Here is a 15360-nt window from a genome sequence, read left to right as displayed (position 1 = left end):
CCGGGAGGGCTTCAGCCCTGCACCAGGGTATGGGCCAGCCAGGGCTTGGTGGCCAGGCGCTGGGCTTCGAAGGCCTTGATCTTGTCCGACTGGCGCAGCGTCAGGCCGATGTCATCGTAGCCGTTGAGCAGGCAGTACTTGCGAAAGGCAATCACGTCGAACGGGATCTCGGCGCCCTGCGGGCGCACGATGATCTGGCGCTCGAGGTCGATGGTCAGCTGGTAGCCGGGGAAGGCAGCCACTTCGTCGAACAGCTCGGCCACCACGGCCTCGGGCAGCACGATCGGCAGCAGGCCGTTCTTGAAGCAATTGTTGAAGAAGATGTCGGCAAAGCTCGGCGCGATGACGGCGCGGAAGCCGAACTGGTCCAGCGCCCAGGGCGCGTGCTCGCGGCTCGAGCCGCAGCCGAAGTTCTTGCGTGCCAGCAGGATCGAGGCGCCCTGGTAGCGCGGCTGGTTGAGCACGAAGTCGGGGTTGGGCTTGCGGCTGGCCGGGTCCTGGCCGGGCTCGCCGTGGTCGAGATAGCGCCATTCGTCGAACAGGTTCACGCCGAAGCCGGTCTTCTTGATCGACTTGAGGAACTGCTTGGGGATGATGGCGTCGGTGTCGACGTTCTCGCGGTCCATCGGGGCCACGAGGCCTTGGTGCACGGTGAATTTCTGCATGGGTGATATTCCTCGAAGGTGGGGGCGCGGCTGCCTTCAGGCGAAGCGGCGCACGTCGACGAAATGGCCGTGCACGGCGGCGGCGGCGGCCATGGCCGGGCTGACCAGGTGGGTGCGCCCGCCCGCGCCCTGGCGGCCTTCGAAATTGCGGTTCGAGGTCGAGGCGCAGCGCTCGCCGGGCTCGAGCCGGTCGGCGTTCATCGCCAGGCACATCGAGCAGCCGGGCTCGCGCCACTCGAAGCCCGCGGCCTTGAAGATCTGGTCCAGCCCCTCGCGCTCGGCCTGCTCCTTGACCAGGCCGGAGCCGGGCACGACCATCGCCAGCTTCACGTTCTTGGCGACCTTGCGGCCGAGCCTTTGCACCATGGCCGCGGCTTCGCGCATGTCCTCGATGCGGCTGTTGGTGCACGAGCCGATGAACACCTTGTCGATGCTGATGTCGTCGATGGCCTTGCCCGGCTCGAGGTCCATGTAGGTCAACGCGCGCTCGATGGCGCCGCGCTTGTTGCTGTCCTTTTCCTTGTCCGGATCGGGCACGCGCGCGTCCACGCCCAGCACCATCTCGGGCGAGGTGCCCCAGGTGACCTGCGGCACGATCTGCGCGGCGTCCAGCGTGACGACGGCATCGAACTTCGCGTCGGCGTCGGAATGCAGCGTCTGCCAGTAGGCGACGGCCTGCTCCCATTCGACGCCCGTGGGCGCCAGCGGCCGGCCCTGCACGTAGCGGATGGTCTTCTCGTCCACGGCCACCAGGCCCGCGCGCGCGCCGGCCTCGATCGCCATGTTGCAGACCGTCATGCGGCCTTCCATCGACAGGTCGCGGATCGCCTGGCCGGCGAATTCGATGGTGTAGCCCGTGCCACCGGCGGTGCCGATCTTGCCGATGATGGCCAGCACGATGTCCTTGGCGGTGACCCCGGGCGCGGCCTTGCCGTCCACGCGCACCAGCATGTTCTTCGCCTTCTTCGCCAGCAGCGTCTGCGTGGCCATCACGTGCTCGACTTCCGAGGTGCCGATGCCGTGCGCCAGCGCGCCGAACGCGCCGTGCGTCGAGGTGTGGCTGTCGCCGCAGACCACCGTCATGCCGGGCAGCGTCGCGCCCTGCTCGGGGCCCATCACGTGGACGATGCCCTGGCCCTTGTCCATGAAGGGGAAGAAGGCAGCGGAGCCGAACTCGCCGATGTTGTCGTTGAGCGTGGTGATCTGCTCCTTGCTGATCGGGTCGGCAATGCCTTCGTAGCCCAGCTCCCAGCCGGTGGTCGGCGTGTTGTGGTCGGCAGTGGCCACCACCGAGCTGATGCGCCAGAGCTTGCGGCCGGCGACGCGCAGCCCCTCGAACGCTTGCGGGCTGGTCACTTCATGCACCAGGTGGCGGTCGATGTAGAGGATGGAAGTGCCATCTTCCTCGGTGTGGACGACGTGCTCGTCCCAGATCTTGTCGTACAGGGTGCGTCCCATGGCGTTCTCTCGGCTTGGTGGTTTCAGTGGGGGTGGTAATTCTAGGCGGCGGCCAGGTGCTCGACCAGCAGCCGCGAAGTCATTGGCAGGGTCTCGAAGTCGCGTGCCACGAGCAGCACTTCGCGTGCCGCCCAGTCGTCGCTCAAGACCACGGCGCGCAGGTGGCCGACGCCATGCATCAGCGCGAAGGCGCGGTCGGGCAGCAGGCCCAGGCCCAGGCCGTTGTCGATCATGCGGCACATCGCGTCGAGGCTCGTCACCTGGATGCGCTGGCGCAGCGGCTTGCCCGCATGCGCGGCCGCGGCCTGCATCGCCAGGCTGATGCTGGAGTCGGCCTTGAGGCCGACGATGTCCCAGTCGAGCACCTGCGCGAAGGCCACGCTTTGCGCGGCGGCCAGCGGGTGGGCCTCGGGCACCACGACCACCAGGCGGTCGCTGCGGTAGGGCCTGGCCTGCAGGCCGCCGGCGCCCGCCGGGCCCAGCGTGCAGATGCCGATGTCGGCCGTGCCTTCCTGCACCGCGTGCAGCACCTCGGCGCTCAGGCGCTCCTGCAGGTCGATCTTGATCTGGCTGTGGGTGCGCGCGAAGCGGCCCAGGTCCTCGGGCAGGAACTGCAGGATGGCCGACATGTTGGCATGCATGCGCACGTGGCCGCGCACGCCTTCGGCGTATTCGCTGAGCTCGCCCTGCATGCGCTCGAGCCCGAACAGCACGGTGCGCGCATGGTGCAGCAGGCTCTCGCCGGCCGGGGTCAGGGTCACGCCGCGGCTGTGGCGGTAGAGCAGGGCGGTATCGACCGCGGCTTCGAGGTCGGACAGGCGTTTGCTCACCGCCGAGGCGGCAATGAACTCGCGCTCGGCCGCGCGCCCGATGCTGCCGAGTTCGCAGACGGCGACGAACAGCTGCAGTGAGGTCAGGTCGATGCGGCGCGCAAAGCTGCGCTCGGAATTCTTCATGGGTCTTATATGCTTCTCGAAAAGAGAAGTTGCACCCATTTTCCCTGATTATTTTTGACCTGTCATCGTAAAAAGCGATGGCTTGGGAATTTTCTGGCGAATTTAACCTACGCGGTGGGCAAAAAAATCCCCGCACGGGGCGGGGATCGTTGTTTTTGCCCGCGGCAATCAGCTGAAGAATTTCTTCAGCTTGTCGGTCCAGCTTTCGCCGCTTGGGGAATGCCGGCCGCCGCCCTTTTGCAGCGATTCCTCGAGCTCGCGCAGCAGCTTGCGCTGGTATTCGGTGAGCTTGACCGGGGTCTCGACCACGATATGGCAGTAAAGATCGCCCGGGTAGCTGGCGCGGATGCCCTTGATGCCCTTGCCGCGCAGGCGGAACTGCTTGCCGGCCTGGGTGCCTTCGGGGATGTCGATCGCCGCCTTGCCGGCCAGCGTCGGCACCTCGATCTCGCCGCCCAGCGCCGCGGTGATGAAGCTCACCGGCACCTGGCAGTGCAGGTCGTCGCCCTCGCGCTCGAAGATGTCGTGCTTCTTCGTGCGGATCTCGATGTACAGGTCGCCCGGAGGCCCGCCATTGGTGCCGGGCTCGCCGTTGCCGGTCGAGCGGATGCGCATGCCGTCGTCGATGCCCGCGGGAATCTTGACCTCGAGCGTCTTCTGGTGCTTGACCTTGCCCTGGCCGTTGCAGGTGGTGCAGGGCTCGGGGATGATCTTGCCCGTGCCGCGGCAGTGCGGGCAGGTCTGCTGCACGCTGAAGAAGCCCTGGCGCATCTGCACCGAGCCCTGGCCGGCACAGGTCGTGCAGGTCTTGGCGCTGGTGCCGGGCTTGGCACCCGAGCCGTGGCAGGTCTCGCAGTTGTCCCAGGAGGGAATGCGGATCTGCGCGTCCTTGCCCTTGGCGGCTTCCTCGAGCGTGATTTCCATCGCGTAGCTCAGGTCGTTGCCGCGGTAGACCTGGCGGCCGCCGCCGCGCCCGCCGCGGCCCTGGCTGAACATGTCGCCGAAGATGTCGCCAAAGGCCTCGGCAAAGCCGCCGTAGCCTTCGCCGCCACCCATGCCGCGGTTCGGGTCCACGCCGGCGTGGCCGTACTGGTCGTAGGCCGCGCGCTTCTGCGCATCCGAGAGCATCTCGTAGGCCTCCTTGGCCTCCTTGAAGTTCTCTTCGGCCTTGGCCGCGGCATCACCCTGGTTGCGGTCGGGGTGGTGCTTCATCGCCAGCTTGCGATAAGCCTTCTTGATTTCCTCGTCCGTGGCGTTCTTGGCAACGCCGAGGACTTCGTAATAGTCGCGTTTGGACATTTTGCTTTCTGGGACCGGTTGGAACAGGAACGCCGCGTCCCCCTTGCGGGGAGACGCGGCGGCGGTTGGTCACGCGGGACCTGCCGCGTCAGTCCTTCTTGACTTCCTTGACTTCGGCGTCGACGACATTGTCGTCCTGGGGCGCCGAGCCACCCGAAGCCGCACCGGCAGCGCCCGCGGCAGCGGCGCCTTCGGCACCGCCGGCAGCCTGCGCGTCGGCGTACATCTTCTCGCCGAGCTTCTGGCTTGCGGTCATCAGCGCCGTGGTCTTGGCATCGATGGCGTCCTTGTCTTCAGCCTTGAGGGCTTCTTCCAGTTCCTTCACGGCAGCCTCGATGGCCGACTTCTCGGCGGCATCGAGCTTGTCGCCATGCTCGGCCAGGCTCTTGGTCACGCTGTGCACCGCGGCTTCGCCCTGGTTCCGGGACTGCACCAGTTCCAGCTTCTTCTTGTCGTCGGCCGCGTTGAGTTCGGCGTCCTTGACCATCTGCTGGATCTCTTCCTCCGACAGGCCCGAGTTCGCCTTGATGGTGATCTTGTTTTCCTTGCCCGAGGCCTTGTCCTTGGCGGAGACGTTCAGGATACCGTTGGCGTCGATGTCGAAGGTCACCTCGATCTGCGGCACGCCGCGTGCGGCCGGCGGGATGCCTTCGAGGTTGAACTCGCCGAGCATCTTGTTGCCCGCGGCGATCTCGCGCTCGCCCTGGAACACCTTGATGGTCACGGCGGGCTGGTTGTCGTCGGCCGTCGAGAAGGTCTGCGCGAACTTCGTCGGGATGGTCGTGTTCTTGCTGATCATCTTGGTCATGACGCCGCCCAGGGTCTCGATGCCCAGCGACAGGGGAGTCACGTCCAGCAGCAGCACGTCCTTGCGGTCGCCCGACAGCACCTGGCCTTGAACGGCAGCGCCCACGGCCACGGCTTCGTCGGGGTTCACGTCCTTGCGCGGTTCCTTGCCGAAGAATTCCTTGACCTTTTCCTGCACCTTGGGCATGCGGGTCATGCCGCCGACCAGGATCACGTCATGGATGTCGGACACGGAGATGCCGGCGTCCTTGATGGCCGTGCGGCAGGGCGCAATCGTGCGCTCGATCAGATCGTCGACCAGGCTTTCGAGCTTGGCACGCGTCAGCTTGATGTTCAGGTGCTTGGGGCCCGAAGCGTCGGCCGTCACGTAGGGCAGGTTGATGTCGGTCTGCGAGGAGTTCGACAGCTCGATCTTGGCCTTCTCGGCGGCTTCCTTCAGGCGCTGCAGCGCGAGCACGTCCTTGGACAGGTCCACGCCCTGTTCCTTCTTGAACTCGCCGATGATGTAGTCGATGATGCGCTGGTCGAAGTCCTCGCCGCCCAGGAAGGTGTCGCCATTGGTCGACAGCACTTCGAACTGCTTTTCGCCATCGACGTCGGCGATCTCGATGATCGAGACGTCGAAGGTGCCGCCGCCCAGGTCATACACGGCGATCTTGCGGTCGCCCTTGTCCTGCTTGTCGAGGCCGAAGGCCAGGGCCGCAGCCGTGGGTTCGTTGATGATGCGCTTGACTTCCAGGCCGGCAATGCGGCCGGCGTCCTTGGTGGCCTGGCGCTGCGCGTCGTTGAAGTAGGCCGGCACGGTGATGACGGCTTCGGTCACGGGCTCGCCCAGGAAGTCCTCGGCGGTCTTCTTCATCTTGCGCAGCACTTCGGCGCTGATCTGCGGAGGCGCCAGCTTCTGTCCGCGCACCTCGATCCAGGCGTCGCCGTTGTCGGCCTGGGTGATGGTGTAGGGCATCAGGTCGATGTCCTTTTGCACTTCCTTCTCGGAAAACTTGCGGCCGATCAGGCGCTTGGCGGCGTAGATCGTGTTGCGCGGGTTGGTCACGGCCTGGCGCTTGGCCGAGGCGCCGACGAGGATCTCGCCGTCTTCCTGGTAGGCAATGATCGAGGGGGTGGTGCGCGCACCTTCACTGTTCTCGATCACGCGGGTGGTGTTGCCTTCCATGACAGCCACGCAGCTGTTGGTGGTGCCCAGGTCGATACCGATGATTTTTCCCATGTTATTTCTCCGAAAGACTTCAATTGTGGACTGGCAGGTAACTTGTGGCGGCCGGTGCCGCTTCAAGCCACACCAGCGAAATTTTTCACGCGCAGGCTCAGTTGGGGGCCGTCACCGTGACCAGCGCCGGGCGCAGGATGCGGTCCGCGATCAGGTAGCCCTTCTGCAGCACGGCCACGATGGTATTGGCTGCCTGCTCGGCGGGCACCACACTGATGGCCTGGTGCAGATGGGGGTCGAATTTCTCGCCGGCCGCGGGGTCGATGGGCTGGACCTTGTTGCGCTCGAGCGCGGACATCAGCTGGCGGCGCGTGGCGTCGGCGCCCTCGCGCAGCTGCTCGGACGTGGCCGACTGGATGGCCAGCGCGGCCTCGAGGCTGTCGCAGATCGGCAGCAGGCTTTCGGCAAAGCTTTCGATGCCGAACTTGCGTGCCTTGGCGACTTCGTCCTCGGCGCGGCGGCGCGCGTTTTCCGCTTCGGCCTTGGCGCGCAGGAACTGGTCGGCCAGCTCGGCGCTCTTGGTCTTGATCTCCGCGAGCTCGGCCTGCAGGCGGGCGATTTCGTCCGCGCTGTTGGCGGCCATGGCGGCTTCCACTTCTTCAGGCGAGGCATCTGCCGGGGCAGGGTGGGCTGAGGGATTGAGTTCAGACATGGTTGGGCTCAGGAATGGAAAGAAAAAACGACTGCGGCGCAGTTGGGCACGGGCGCGGGGTTTTCAAGTCCCGCAGCAGCTTGCATGTGCTAAACCGCCTGGCCGCAAGGTCATATTGCGCAGCGGAGTGTACAAGCTCAAGGGAGCAACGCTATAATTGCCTGCTTTGCCTTGCCACACCGCTTGCGACGCAGCGGGGGGCTTAACCCAAAAGGGAGTTTACATGCGTCATTACGAAATCATTTTGTTGATCCACCCGGATCAAAGCGAACAGGTTCCGGCCATGCTGGAGCGCTACAAGGGCATGATCACCGCCGGCGGCGGTAAGGTGCACCGCGAAGAAGACTGGGGCCGTCGCCAGCTGGCCTACATGATCAACAAGCTTGCCAAGGCCCACTACCTGTGCCTGAACATCGAAGCTGATCAGTCCGTCATGGCCGAACTGGAACACGCGTTCAAGTTCAACGACGCCGTGCTGCGCCACCTGACCGTGCAGAAGAAGAAGGCCGACACCGCTCCTTCCTCGATGATGAAGACCGTCGAGCGCGAAGAAGCCCGCAAGGCCAATCAAGCCGAACAGGCCTGATCCGCACGTCGCATCGCACCCACGGAGTGGATAACCACGTTGTCCTGACTGCCTGTATCGCCGAGGTCCAACCCCTGCGCTACACGCCCGCCGGACTGCCCGCACTGGACTTGCGACTCGAGCACGAGTCGCAGCAGCGAGAGGCAGGCAACGAGCGGAAAGTCACGGCAGCTGTCAAAGCGGTGGCCTTCGGGGCACTGGCAGAGCGTCTCGCTCGTCAGGCCCCCGGCAGCAGCTGGAAGTTCCAGGGCTTCCTCGCCACCCCGCGCAACAGCAAGACTGTGGTGATGCACATCCAGGATATTCAACAAAATTAATTTTCAAGAGGTCCAGCAATGGCCACGTTCAAGAAATTCAACAAAGACAAGCGCCCCAAGCGCAACACCCAGTCGCTGCTGTTCAAGCGCAAGCGCTTCTGCCGCTTCACCGTGGCGGGTGTTGAAGAGATCGACTACAAGGATGTCGACACGCTGCGCGACTTCATCGGCGAAAACGGCAAGATCGTGCCCGCACGTCTGACCGGCACCCGCGCCATCTATCAGCGCCAGCTGAACACCGCCATCAAGCGCGCGCGCTTCCTGGCCCTGGTCCCCTACAGCGACCAGCACAAGATCTAAGGAGCACGAAACATGCAAATCATTCTGCTCGAAAAGGTTGTGAACCTGGGTGACCTCGGCGAGATCGTCAAGGTCAAGGACGGCTATGCCCGCAACTTCCTGATCCCTTCGGGTTCCGCCCGCCGCGCGACCGAAGCCAACAAGGCCGAGTTCGAAGCCAAGCGCGTCGAACTGGAAAAGGCTGCCGCCGAGAAGCTGGCTGCTGCACAAGCCGAAGGCGAAAAGCTCGCCGGCGGCAACGTGAAGCTGTCGCAGAAGGCTGGCGTCGACGGCCGTCTGTTCGGCTCGGTGACCAACCACGACATCGCTGCCGAGCTGAACAAGCAAGGCTACAAGGTCGTGAAGTCGCAGGTCCGCCTGCCCAATGGTCCCATCAAGACCATCGGCGACACCACCGTCAGCGTGTCCCTGCACACCGACGTCGTGGTCGACGTCACGGTTTCGGTCTACGGCGAAACCGCCTAATTCAGCGCTTTGCCCTGAATCAAAGCCGCCTTCGGGCGGCTTTTGTATTTTCGCCACCATCTTCATGCGGGCCGCGCCAGCCGGGAGCCATTTGCCATGCGTGCAAGCGCTTGGCGGATGACGGCAGGCGCCGCTGCGGCTAGGATGGAGGGCTTGCTCCCAAGGATATCCATGTCTTCCGTTATGCCCCCGCTCGAGCTCGATGATGCCTTTTCTCCGCCGGACCGCCAGGTCGCGCAGCTGCGCGTGCCGCCGCATTCGATGGAGTCCGAATCCAGCGTGCTGGGCGGCCTGCTGCTGGACAACAACGCCTGGGATCGCGTGGGCGACCTGCTTTCCGACAGCGACTTCTACCGCCACGAGCACCAGCTGATCTATGACGCCATCGGCAAGCTGATCAACGCCAGCAAGCCCGCCGACGTGATCACCGTCTACGAGCACCTGCAGACCATGGGCAAAGCCGAGGAGATCGGCGGCCTGCTGTACCTGAACCAGCTGGCGCAGTACGTGCCCAGCGCCACCAACATCCGGCGCTATGCGGAGATCGTGCGCGACCGCTCGATCCTGCGCAAGCTGATCACGGCCAGCGACGACATCGCCACCAACGCCTTCAACCCCCAGGGCAAGACCGTCGAGCGCGTGCTGGACGAGGCCGAGTCGAAGATCTTCGCCATCGGCGAGGAGGGCGCGCGCAACAAGCAGGGCTTCCAGTCCATGGACACGCTGGTCGTCGACCTGCTCGACCGCGTCCAGGAGATGGCCGACAACCCGATGGACGTCACCGGCGTGCCCACGGGCTTCGCCGATCTGGACCGCATGACCTCGGGCCTGCAGGCCGGCGACCTGGTGGTGCTGGCGGCGCGCCCCTCGATGGGCAAGACCTCGTTCGCGGTGAACATCGCCGAGCACGTGGCGCTCAACGAAGGCCTGCCGGTCGCGATCTTCTCGATGGAAATGGGCGCGGCCCAGCTGGCGGTGCGTATCGTCGGCTCGATCGGCCGCGTGAACCAGGGCAACCTGCGCACCGGCAAGCTCAACGACGACGAGTGGCCGCGCCTGACGGAGGCCATCGAGCGCCTGCGCACGGTGTCGCTGCACATCGACGAAAGCCCGGGCCTGTCGCCGGGCGAGCTGCGCGCCAACTCGCGGCGCCTGGCGCGCCAGTGCGGCAAGCTGGGCCTGATCGTGGTCGACTACCTGCAGCTGATGAGCGGCTCGGGCTCGACCGCCAGCTCCGACAACCGCGCCACCGAACTGGGCGAGATCTCGCGCGGCCTGAAGATGCTGGCCAAGGAGCTGCAATGCCCGGTCATCGCGCTGTCGCAGCTCAACCGCTCGGTCGAGCAGCGCACCGACAAGCGCCCGATGATGTCCGACCTGCGCGAATCGGGCGCCATCGAGCAGGATGCGGACATCATCATGTTCATCTACCGCGACGACTACTACAACAAGGACTCGAAGGAGCCGAACATCGCCGAGGTGATCATCGGCAAGCAGCGTAACGGGCCCACGGGGACGGTGAAGCTGTTCTTTCAGAAGAACCAGACGCGCTTCGAGAATCTGGCGATGGGGGCCGATGATTTTTAAGGTCCGAAGCGCTTCAATTGTGAGTGCAGGCCCGTTACCCTTCGACAAGCTCAGGGCGAACGGTAAGAAGCTAGCCGCGCGCGCGATTTGATCGTTCGTCCTGAGCCTGCCTGGGCGGCCCCGTCGAAGGATGAATGGCCTGTCCTCGAGGCATCGTAACTTCATGAAAAAACGGCCCGAAGGCCGTTTTTCCATTTCAAGCGCAGGGGCTCAGCTCACATACGCCAGACTGCAATCAGCAACCCGACTACGACCACCGCAAGCCCCCCGCACACCCACGCCAGACGCTGGGCTCCCGTGCGCAATAGATCAACGGTGCGTATCACCTGCGCGTTCTGCTCGGCCAGCTGCTGGATCAGCTCGGCCGACTGCTGCTGCCCCTGCTCGAGCTGGCGGATGCGCGCCTCGAGCGTCTGGATCAGCTGCAGCGCCTGCTCGCCCGCGGTGCTCGGGGTGGCAAGCCGGGCTGCAGGCTCCGCAGCGGCGGTGGCAGCCGCCTCGGCAGCGGCCTCCTTCTTGCGCAGCAATCCCTTGGCGGCCTTGAGCACCTGGGGCGTGGCTTCGATCACGTCGCCCCAGGGCACCAGCTTCAATGCGGTGATCCAGCTGATCGCCATGGCTTACAGCACCTCGCTGGCAAAATCCGCCAGGCGCGAGCGTTCGCCGCGCGCCAGCGTGATGTGGCCGCTGTGCGGCCAGCCCTTGAAGCGGTCGACCGAGTAGGTCAGGCCCGAGGAGCCCTCGGTGAGGTAGGGCGTGTCGATCTGCGCCAGGTTGCCCATGCAGACGATCTTCGTGCCGGGGCCGGCGCGCGTGATCAGCGTCTTCATCTGCTTGGGCGTGAGGTTCTGCGCCTCGTCCAGGATCAGGTACTTGTTGAGGAAGGTGCGCCCGCGCATGAAGTTCAGGCTCTTGATCTTGATGCGGCTGCGGATCAGCTCGTTGGTCGCGGCGCGCCCCCACTCGCCGGCGTTGCCGCCGTCGCCCTTGGCCAGGAACTCGAGGTTGTCGTCCAGCGCGCCCATCCACGGGCCCATCTTTTCCTCTTCCGTGCCCGGCAGGAAGCCGATGTCCTCGCCCACGCTCACCGTGGCCCGGGTCATGATGATCTCGGTGTAGCGGCGCTCGTCCAGCACCTGGGTCAGGCCCGCGGCCAGCGCCATCAGGGTCTTGCCGGTGCCGGCCGTGCCGGCAAGCGTCACCAGGTCGATCTCGGGGTCCATCAGCAGGTTCATGGCGAAGTTCTGCTCGCGGTTGCGCGTGGTCACGCCCCAGACCGCGTTCTTGGCATGGCCATAGTCGCGCAGGGTCTTGAGCACGGCGGTGCGCTCGCGGATCTCGGCCACGCGCAGGAACAGGCTGGGCTCGCCCGGCGCCTCGTAGTAGACGAACTGGTTGATCATGAACTGGCTGACGATCGTGCCCGTGACCCGGTAGCAGGTGTAGGGGCCTTCGTTCCAGCTTTCCATGCCCTTGCCGGCCTTGGTCCAGAAGTCCTGCGGCAGCGGCATCAGGCCCGAGTACAGCAGGTCGCCGTCTTCCAGCACCTTGTCGTTCTGGTAGTCCTCGGCGGCCAGGCCCAGCGCGCGCGCCTTGACGCGCATGTTGATGTCCTTGGACACCAGCACCACGTCGCGCCCCTGGTGCTGCCGGCTCAGGGTTTCGACCACGCCCAGGATCTGGTTGTCGGCCTTGCCCTGGGGCAGGCTGGTGGGCAGGGTGAAGTCCAGCGTCTCGGTCTGGAAGAACAGCTGGCCGGTGGCGGCGCGCTGGCCGGATGCATTCAGGCGCAGGCCCTTGGCCAGGTTGTCCTCGCCCTGGGCGGCAACCAGCGCATCGAGGCTGCGGCTGACCTGGCGGCCGTTGCGCGCGACTTCGGTCATGCCCTTCTTGTGCGCGTCGAGCTCTTCCAGCACCACCATCGGCAGGAAGATGTCATGTTCCTCGAAGCGGAACAGGCTGGTGGGATCGTGCAGCAGCACGTTCGTGTCCAGCACGAACAGCGTGGTCGCGCCACTGCGCGACTTGCGCTTGCTCGCGGGGCGCGTGGCGGGTTTGCCGGGCGCGGCGGCGGCGGGCGCCGCGCTGCGGGTGGATCTGGCGGCCACCGGTGCGGCTGCAGGGGCTTCTTCGACCGCAGGCGCAGCGGCGGGGCGGCGCTTGCGCGCGGCAGGCGCGGCGGGTGCCGCGGCCACTGGAGCCGGTGCGGTTTCGGGCGCGGCAGCGCTGGCCGGCGCCGCCCGGCGGCGGCGTGTTGCCGGAGCCGGCGCCGCTGCGGTCACGGCAGGCGAAGGCGTAGCGACGCCCGGCGCATCGGCGCCCGGCGCATCGGCGCCCGTGGCTTCGAGGCCATCGAAGTCGTCGTCGGCAACATCGGTTTGTGCGTTCTTGCGCTGTGCGACCACGCTGAAGGCTTCAGCAGGGAGACTGGCCGCACGGCGGCTGGGAGCGGGAGGCAGTGGCATATTCGGCAGGCCCAATCAAAAAACAGCGAAACAAAAAGCACAAAGCCGCCCAGGAGACCGGGGCGGCTTTGGATTGGAGATACAGCGAGAAGCGAAGCTCAGAAGCATCGTTCCATTATGCATACCTCCATGGCACACGAAGGCTTCAGTGGCCGAAGCAGGGAAATCAGGCGGCTTCCTTCTTCAGGGCCTTGAGCGACTTGACGGCCTTGAGCACTTCCTCGACATGGCCGGGGACCTTCAGGCCGCGCCATTCCTGGTGCAGCACGCCGTCGGCGTCGATCAGGAAGGTGCTGCGCTCGATGCCCTTGACCTTCTTGCCGTACATGATCTTGTTCTTGACCACGCCGAACATGTGGCACATCTTCTCTTCGGTGTCGGCAATGAGTTCGAAAGGCAGCTCGAGCTTTTCCTTGAACTCATCGTGGGATTTCATGTTGTCGCGCGACACACCGAAGACGGCCGCGCCGGCTTTGACAAAATCCTTGTATTTATCCCGAAACTGCATCGCTTCGGTGGTACAACCGGGCGTATTGTCTTTAGGATAGAAGTAGAGAATCACAATCTGGCCGTTGTGGGAGGTGTTGGACACCTTGACCCCGCCGGTTGCATTGGCTTCGAATTCAGGGAGTGGTTTGTTGACAACGATCGCCATGCGCTTCTATCTCTCGGGTGTAGTCGTTGAATAGTTGAGGGCAAAGGTCTGTTATTGCTTTGGTGCAACCCCCAACCGCAGCCGTGTATTTTACCCTGAATTGATTTCTCGCACCTGTTTTCGCTGGCATTACTCCAGCAGCAGCGCCGCGACCACGTTCCTTCCCTCGCCGGCAAGAATGTTGTAGGTGCGGCATGCCGCCTGGGTGTCCATGGCCTCGAGGCCGATGCGCCGCGCCATCAGCGGCTGCAGCCAGGCGGGGGGCACGAAACGGCTGCGCGTGCCGCTGCCGAAAATCACCAGTTCCGCAGGGATTTCGGCCAACGCCGCGAAATGCGCCGGTGTGAGGTCCTCGAAACGGCTGCAGTTCCAGTCCTGGCGCAGGCCCTGCGAACTGATGATCAGGCTGCTGGTGAATTTTTCCTGGTCGATGGCGATCCAGCCGGGGCCGTAGCCGCGAATGGTCTGCGCCTCGGAGCGGTCGGGTTGGAATTTCATGCTGCCCTCGGTTGTGGCGGCTCCCTGGAGGTTGCCAGCGTGGAAGTGAACTGCTGCCATGCCCATGGGCCGATGGTGCAGTGCGGAACTGTGGTCAAATTATAGGTTTCACCAGGGGGTCTTCGCCCCTTGGCGTGTCCTGCAGTAACCCACCGAGCCGCATGAAGACCGTCCACAAATCCGCCAAACTTGCCAACGTCTGCTATGACATCCGCGGGCCCATCATGGACGCGGCCAAGCAGATGGAGGAAGACGGGCACAAGATCATCAAGCTCAACATCGGCAACCTCGCGGTGTTCGGCTTCGATGCGCCCGAAGAGATCCAGCAGGACATGATCCGCAACCTGCCGACCTCGGCCGGCTATTCGGACAGCAAGGGCATCTTCGCCGCGCGCAAGGCTGTCATGCACGAGACCCAGCACCAGGGCATCCAGGGCGTGACGCTCGACGACATCTACCTGGGCAACGGCGCCTCCGAACTGATCGTCATGGCGACCAACGCGCTGCTGGACAACGGCGACGAACTGCTGCTGCCCGCGCCCGACTACCCGCTGTGGACCGCTGCGGCCAGCCTGTCGGGCGGCACGCCCGTGCACTACGTCTGCGACGAGGCCAACGGCTGGATGCCCGATCTCGACGACATCCGCGCCAAGGTCACGCCGCGCACCAAGGGCATTGTCGTCATCAACCCGAACAACCCCACGGGCGCGCTGTACTCGAAGGAACTGCTGCTGGGCATCGTCGCGATCGCGCGCGAGCATGGGCTGGTGATCTTTGCCGACGAGGTCTATGACAAGGTGCTCTACGACGACGCCGTGCATGTGCCGATGGCCAGCCTGTCGACCGACGTGCTGACGCTGACCTTCAACTCGCTGTCCAAGGCCTACCGCTCCTGCGGCTACCGCGCCGGCTGGCTGGTGGTGTCGGGCGACAAGAAGCCCGCGCGCGACTACATCGAGGGGCTGAACATGCTCTCGAACATGCGCCTGTGCGCGAACGTGCCCGGCCAGTGGGCGGTGCAGACCGCGCTGGGCGGCCACCAGAGCATTGACGACCTGGTGCGCCCGGGCGGCCGGCTGCGCGTGCAGCGCGACCTGGCGCACCAGCTCATCACCGCCATTCCAGGCGTGAGCTGCGTCAAGCCGCAGGCCGCGCTGTACATGTTCCCCAGGCTCGACCCCGCGGTCTATCCGATCAGGGACGACCAGCAGTTCTTCCTCGAGATGCTGCAGGAGACCAAGGTCATGCTGGTGCAGGGCACGGGCTTCAACTGGCCCGAACCCGACCATTTCCGCATCGTTTTCCTGCCGCACGAGGCCGACCTGCGCGAAGCCATCCGCCGCGTGGCCGTGTTCCTGGAAAAGGCACGCGTGCGCTTCGGCACGAACTGATCTCCAAGCTTTCCCATCGCTGCGCTTCGCGCAG

At 65.0% G+C, this 15360-nt stretch carries 16 protein-coding genes; 6 read left to right on the top strand and 10 right to left on the bottom strand.

Translation table 11 applies throughout. The annotated features are described in order from the left end of the window. Positions 1 to 11: 11 nt before the first annotated feature. The 6 genes from leuD to grpE all read right to left on the bottom strand — a co-directional run bounded on the left by leuD (position 12) and on the right by grpE (position 7062). Positions 12 to 665 carry a 3-isopropylmalate dehydratase small subunit gene (gene leuD, locus M9799_RS04185; protein ID WP_231044014.1) on the bottom strand — a complete coding sequence of 218 codons (654 nt, stop codon included), beginning with the start codon at positions 663 to 665 and terminating at the stop codon, positions 12 to 14. A 36-nt stretch (positions 666 to 701) separates the two neighbouring features. Next, positions 702 to 2123 (bottom strand): 3-isopropylmalate dehydratase large subunit, encoded by a 1422-nt coding sequence (gene leuC / locus M9799_RS04180; RefSeq protein WP_231044015.1) that lies wholly within the window; start codon positions 2121 to 2123, stop codon positions 702 to 704. Positions 2124 to 2164: 41 nt separating this feature from the next. Then, the gene (locus M9799_RS04175) at positions 2165 to 3079 is read right to left on the bottom strand and encodes a LysR family transcriptional regulator (RefSeq protein WP_231044016.1); all 915 of its coding nucleotides are present in this window, start codon (positions 3077 to 3079) and stop codon (positions 2165 to 2167) included. A gap of 168 nt (positions 3080 to 3247) precedes the next feature. Then, positions 3248 to 4378, bottom strand: a complete 1131-nt coding sequence (gene dnaJ / locus M9799_RS04170) for a molecular chaperone DnaJ (protein WP_231044017.1) — start codon at positions 4376 to 4378, stop codon at positions 3248 to 3250. Between the two features lie 88 nt (positions 4379 to 4466). Beyond that, a complete protein-coding gene (gene dnaK / locus M9799_RS04165; RefSeq protein ID WP_231044018.1) occupies positions 4467 to 6410 on the bottom strand; it encodes a molecular chaperone DnaK in 1944 nt (647 codons plus the stop codon). A 97-nt stretch (positions 6411 to 6507) separates the two neighbouring features. Further along, on the bottom strand, positions 6508 to 7062 hold the full coding sequence (gene grpE, locus M9799_RS04160) for a nucleotide exchange factor GrpE (protein ID WP_231044019.1): 555 nt from the start codon (positions 7060 to 7062) through the stop codon (positions 6508 to 6510). A 223-nt stretch (positions 7063 to 7285) separates the two neighbouring features. Here grpE and rpsF point away from each other — a divergent pair, with 223 nt between their 5' ends. The 5 genes from rpsF (at position 7286) to dnaB (ending at position 10317) form a co-directional block, all read left to right on the top strand. Beyond that, positions 7286 to 7648, top strand: coding sequence for a 30S ribosomal protein S6 (gene rpsF / locus M9799_RS04155; protein WP_231044020.1), 363 nt, complete (start codon positions 7286 to 7288; stop codon positions 7646 to 7648). A 26-nt stretch (positions 7649 to 7674) separates the two neighbouring features. Next, entirely contained in the window at positions 7675 to 7965 is a 291-nt protein-coding gene (gene priB, locus M9799_RS04150; protein ID WP_231044021.1) for a primosomal replication protein N, read from the top strand. A gap of 18 nt (positions 7966 to 7983) precedes the next feature. Continuing rightward, positions 7984 to 8265 carry a 30S ribosomal protein S18 gene (gene rpsR, locus M9799_RS04145; RefSeq protein ID WP_012207026.1) on the top strand — a complete coding sequence of 94 codons (282 nt, stop codon included), beginning with the start codon at positions 7984 to 7986 and terminating at the stop codon, positions 8263 to 8265. 12 nt (positions 8266 to 8277) lie between these two features. Next, a complete protein-coding gene (rplI, locus tag M9799_RS04140) occupies positions 8278 to 8730 on the top strand; it encodes a 50S ribosomal protein L9 (RefSeq protein ID WP_231044022.1) in 453 nt (150 codons plus the stop codon). A gap of 171 nt (positions 8731 to 8901) precedes the next feature. Further along, complete coding sequence (dnaB, locus tag M9799_RS04135) at positions 8902 to 10317, top strand: replicative DNA helicase (protein ID WP_231044023.1); 1416 nt, start codon at positions 8902 to 8904, stop codon at positions 10315 to 10317. A gap of 215 nt (positions 10318 to 10532) precedes the next feature. Here the strand turns inward: dnaB and M9799_RS04130 are convergent, their stop codons facing one another. The 4 genes from M9799_RS04130 to M9799_RS04115 form a co-directional block, all read right to left on the bottom strand. Continuing rightward, positions 10533 to 10934, bottom strand: coding sequence for a hypothetical protein (locus M9799_RS04130; protein ID WP_231044024.1), 402 nt, complete (start codon positions 10932 to 10934; stop codon positions 10533 to 10535). A 3-nt stretch (positions 10935 to 10937) separates the two neighbouring features. After that, positions 10938 to 12782 carry a PhoH family protein gene (locus M9799_RS04125; RefSeq protein WP_231044025.1) on the bottom strand — a complete coding sequence of 615 codons (1845 nt, stop codon included), beginning with the start codon at positions 12780 to 12782 and terminating at the stop codon, positions 10938 to 10940. A gap of 166 nt (positions 12783 to 12948) precedes the next feature. Beyond that, positions 12949 to 13437, bottom strand: a complete 489-nt coding sequence (locus M9799_RS04120) for a peroxiredoxin (protein WP_231044026.1) — start codon at positions 13435 to 13437, stop codon at positions 12949 to 12951. Positions 13438 to 13566: 129 nt separating this feature from the next. Next, positions 13567 to 13935: an Mth938-like domain-containing protein gene (locus M9799_RS04115; RefSeq protein ID WP_231044027.1), complete on the bottom strand. Its 369-nt coding sequence runs from the start codon at positions 13933 to 13935 to the stop codon at positions 13567 to 13569. 161 nt (positions 13936 to 14096) lie between these two features. Between M9799_RS04115 and M9799_RS04110 the strand changes: the two genes are divergently transcribed. Beyond that, a complete protein-coding gene (locus tag M9799_RS04110; RefSeq protein ID WP_231044028.1) occupies positions 14097 to 15326 on the top strand; it encodes a pyridoxal phosphate-dependent aminotransferase in 1230 nt (409 codons plus the stop codon). Positions 15327 to 15360 lie beyond the last annotated feature (34 nt).

This window comes from Comamonas endophytica (assembly GCF_023634805.2).
GTDB classification, from domain to species: Bacteria; Pseudomonadota; Gammaproteobacteria; order Burkholderiales; family Burkholderiaceae_C; genus Comamonas; species Comamonas endophytica.
The sequence above is the reverse complement of the archived record's forward strand: the minus strand, read 5'-3'. Positions and strand labels throughout refer to the sequence as shown.

Excerpts from the sequence above, each read along its gene's own strand:
- grpE (WP_231044019.1), bottom strand. The coding sequence starts at position 7,062 with ATGTCTGAACTCAATCCCTCAGCCCACCCTGCCCCGGCAGATGCCTCG.
- dnaJ (WP_231044017.1), bottom strand. The coding sequence starts at position 4,378 with ATGTCCAAACGCGACTATTACGAAGTCCTCGGCGTTGCCAAGAACGCC.
- M9799_RS04120 (WP_231044026.1), bottom strand. The coding sequence starts at position 13,437 with ATGGCGATCGTTGTCAACAAACCACTCCCTGAATTCGAAGCCAATGCA.
- leuD (WP_231044014.1), bottom strand. The coding sequence starts at position 665 with ATGCAGAAATTCACCGTGCACCAAGGCCTCGTGGCCCCGATGGACCGC.
- rpsF (WP_231044020.1), top strand. The coding sequence starts at position 7,286 with ATGCGTCATTACGAAATCATTTTGTTGATCCACCCGGATCAAAGCGAA.
- rpsR (WP_012207026.1), top strand. The coding sequence starts at position 7,984 with ATGGCCACGTTCAAGAAATTCAACAAAGACAAGCGCCCCAAGCGCAAC.
- dnaK (WP_231044018.1), bottom strand. The coding sequence starts at position 6,410 with ATGGGAAAAATCATCGGTATCGACCTGGGCACCACCAACAGCTGCGTG.
- leuC (WP_231044015.1), bottom strand. The coding sequence starts at position 2,123 with ATGGGACGCACCCTGTACGACAAGATCTGGGACGAGCACGTCGTCCAC.
- dnaB (WP_231044023.1), top strand. The coding sequence starts at position 8,902 with ATGTCTTCCGTTATGCCCCCGCTCGAGCTCGATGATGCCTTTTCTCCG.
- rplI (WP_231044022.1), top strand. The coding sequence starts at position 8,278 with ATGCAAATCATTCTGCTCGAAAAGGTTGTGAACCTGGGTGACCTCGGC.
- M9799_RS04130 (WP_231044024.1), bottom strand. The coding sequence starts at position 10,934 with ATGGCGATCAGCTGGATCACCGCATTGAAGCTGGTGCCCTGGGGCGAC.
- M9799_RS04110 (WP_231044028.1), top strand. The coding sequence starts at position 14,097 with ATGAAGACCGTCCACAAATCCGCCAAACTTGCCAACGTCTGCTATGAC.
- M9799_RS04115 (WP_231044027.1), bottom strand. The coding sequence starts at position 13,935 with ATGAAATTCCAACCCGACCGCTCCGAGGCGCAGACCATTCGCGGCTAC.
- M9799_RS04125 (WP_231044025.1), bottom strand. The coding sequence starts at position 12,782 with ATGCCACTGCCTCCCGCTCCCAGCCGCCGTGCGGCCAGTCTCCCTGCT.
- M9799_RS04175 (WP_231044016.1), bottom strand. The coding sequence starts at position 3,079 with ATGAAGAATTCCGAGCGCAGCTTTGCGCGCCGCATCGACCTGACCTCA.